Raw genomic sequence first — 2,724 nt, forward strand, 5'->3', positions numbered from 1 at the left:
GGCTCGGTGTACCCGACGCTGCAACTGCTGGTCGACGAGGGCCTGATCGTCGCGACCGAGTCCGACGGCAGCAAGAAGCTCTTCGAGCTCACCGATGCCGGCCGCACCGCGGCCGACGGCATCGAGACCGCACCATGGGACGAGATCACCCAAGGCGCCGACCCCGGCGCGGTGAGCCTGCGCAGCGCGGTCGGCCAACTGATGGGCGCAGTCGCCCAGTCGGCACACGCCGCCACGGCTGAGCAGCAGCAGCGCATCATCGACATCGTCAACAACGCCCGCCGCGAGATCTACCAGATCCTCGGCGAGTCCGAGTAACCGTCAGCGATTTCGGCGCGGTTTCCGTCGCTCAGCGAACGGAACCGCGCCGAGGTCGCGACGTCGCTAGCCTGAGCCAATGACGACCTTTCAGCTCGGCCAATACACCGTCAGCCGCGTCGGATTCGGCGCCATGCAGCTCCCCGGGCCCGGTGTCTTCGGCCCGCCGCGTGACCGCGATCAGGCGCTGGCAGTGCTGAGACGGGCCGTCGAGCTGGGTGTCAACCACATCGACACCGCACAGTTCTACGGTCCCGACGTCTCAAACGAACTCATCCGCGAGGCGCTGCACCCGTATCCGGAGAACCTCGCGCTGGTCAGCAAGGTCGGCGCGCGGCGCGACGACAAGGGCGCCTGGGTTCCGGCGCACGAGCCCGCCGATCTGAGGGCCGACATCGAGAAGAACCTCCAAACCCTCGGCACGGACCGGCTCGCCGCGGTAAATCTGCGCGTGATGAGTGCGGATCCCAGCGCGCCCGGCGAGGTAGACCACGAGTTGTTCGACCGGCAGCTGACCGCCATGATCACCGCGCGCGACGACGGCCTCATCGACGGCATCGGGCTGAGCAGCATCGTGCCCGAGCACCTGCGAATCGCCTTGGACCGCACCGCGATCGTCTGCGTACAGAACGCGTACAACCTCGTCGACCGCACGTCGCAACCGGTGCTCGACGCCTGCACTGAACACGGCATCGCGTTCGTACCGTTCTTCCCGCTGGGGTCGGGCTTCTCGGCCGACAACCCGGTGCTGGGCAATCCCGCCGTCAAGCAGGCGGCCACCGACCTCGGTTGCACCCCTGCGCAGATCGCGCTCGCGTGGACGCTGGGGGTGGCGCCCAACGTGCTGCTGATCCCCGGCACGTCGTCGGTGCAGCACCTCGAGGAGAACCTGGCCGTCGCCGACATCGAACTGCCCGCCGACTTCACCCACTAGTTGCGATTTGGGCGCGCAAACGATCGCTGCGCGAACGGAAGCGCTCACAAATCACTCGACGTCGACCCAGTCGAGAGTTCGCTTCACCGCCTTCTGCCAACCCGCGTAGCCGGTGGCGCGTTCGTCGTCGCCCCACTGCGGCGACCAGCGCTTGCCCTCCTGCCAGTTGGCCCGCAGATCATCGGGGCTGGCCCAGAATCCGACGGCCAGGCCGGCGGCGTAGGCCGCGCCCAGCGCGGTGGTCTCCGCGACGACCGGCTTCACCACGTCGACGCCGAGCACGTCGGACTGGATCTGCATGCACAGGTCGTTGGCGGTGATGCCGCCGTCGACCTTCAGCACCTCAAGGTGCACGCCGGAGTCGGCTTCCATCGCGTCGACGACGTCACGGCTCTGGTAGCAGATCGCCTCCAGCGTCGCGCGGGCCAGGTGCGCGTTGGTGTTGAACCGCGAAAGCCCCACGATCGCGCCGCGGGCATCCGATCGCCAATACGGGGCGAACAACCCCGAGAACGCAGGCACGAAGTAGACGCCGCCGTTGTCGGAGACCTGCCGCGCCAGCGCCTCACTCTGGGCGGCGCCGCTGATGATGCCCAGCTGATCCCGCAGCCACTGCACGGCCGATCCCGTGACGGCGATCGAACCCTCAAGTGCGTAAACGGGTTTGGCGTCACCGAACTGATAGCAGACGGTGGTCAGGAGCCCGTTCTCCGACCGCACCATCTTCTCGCCGGTGTTGAGCAGCAGGAAATTGCCTGTGCCGTAGGTGTTCTTGGCCTCGCCCGCGGTCAGGCACACCTGGCCGACCATGGCGGCCTGCTGATCCCCGAGGATGCCGGTCAACGGCACGCTTCCCCCAAGCGGGCCGTTGTCGAGCGTCTCACCATAGGTCTGCGGGTACGACGACGGCTTGATCTGCGGCAGCATCTGGCGCGGAATCCCGAAGAACGACAACAACTCCTCGTCCCAGTCCAGGGTCTCCAGATTCATCAGCATGGTGCGGCTGGCGTTGGTCACGTCGGTGACGTGCACGCCGCCGCGCGACCCGCCCGTGAGATTCCACAGCACCCACGTGTCGGGCGTGCCGAAGATCGCGTCGCCCTTCTCGGCATCGGCGCGGACGCCGTCGACGTTCTCGAGGATCCACTGCACCTTGCCCGCGGAGAAGTAGGTCGCGGGCGGCAGGCCCGCCTTGCGGCGGATCACGTCACCTCGTTCGTCGCGGTCGAGTGCGGCGGCGATCCGGTCGGTCCTGGTGTCCTGCCAGACGATGGCGTTGTGGTACGGCCGTCCGGTTCGCTTGTTCCACACCAGCGCCGTCTCCCGCTGGTTGGTGATGCCGAGGGCGGCGAGGTCGCCTGACGACAGGTTGGTCTTGTTGAGCGCCGACATGATCACCGACGAGGTGCGCTCCCAGATCTCCACCGGGTTGTGCTCGACCCAGCCCGGCTTCGGCAGGATCTGTTCGTGCT

At 67.4% G+C, this 2,724-nt stretch carries 3 protein-coding genes; 2 read left to right on the plus strand and 1 reads right to left on the minus strand.

What is annotated here, in order from left to right; genetic code table 11:
- Positions 1 to 318 (plus strand): PadR family transcriptional regulator (locus QOC69_RS07645; RefSeq protein WP_526437989.1); only part of this gene is annotated, 318 nt, incomplete at its 5' end.
- 79 nt (positions 319 to 397) lie between these two features.
- Positions 398 to 1,252: an aldo/keto reductase gene (locus QOC69_RS07650; RefSeq protein ID WP_526437991.1), complete on the plus strand. Its 855-nt coding sequence runs from the start codon at positions 398 to 400 to the stop codon at positions 1,250 to 1,252.
- 51 nt (positions 1,253 to 1,303) lie between these two features.
- Here the strand turns inward: QOC69_RS07650 and glpK are convergent.
- On the minus strand, positions 1,304 to 2,724 hold a 1,421-nt coding region (gene glpK / locus QOC69_RS07655), incomplete at its 5' end, for a glycerol kinase GlpK (protein ID WP_526437993.1).

This window comes from Mycobacterium sp., from assembly GCF_032162105.1.
Classification (GTDB): Bacteria; Actinomycetota; Actinomycetes; order Mycobacteriales; family Mycobacteriaceae; genus Mycobacterium.

Coding starts and splice junctions, on each gene's coding strand:
- QOC69_RS07650 (WP_526437991.1), top strand. CDS start 398: ATGACGACCTTTCAGCTCGGCCAATACACCGTCAGCCGCGTCGGATTC.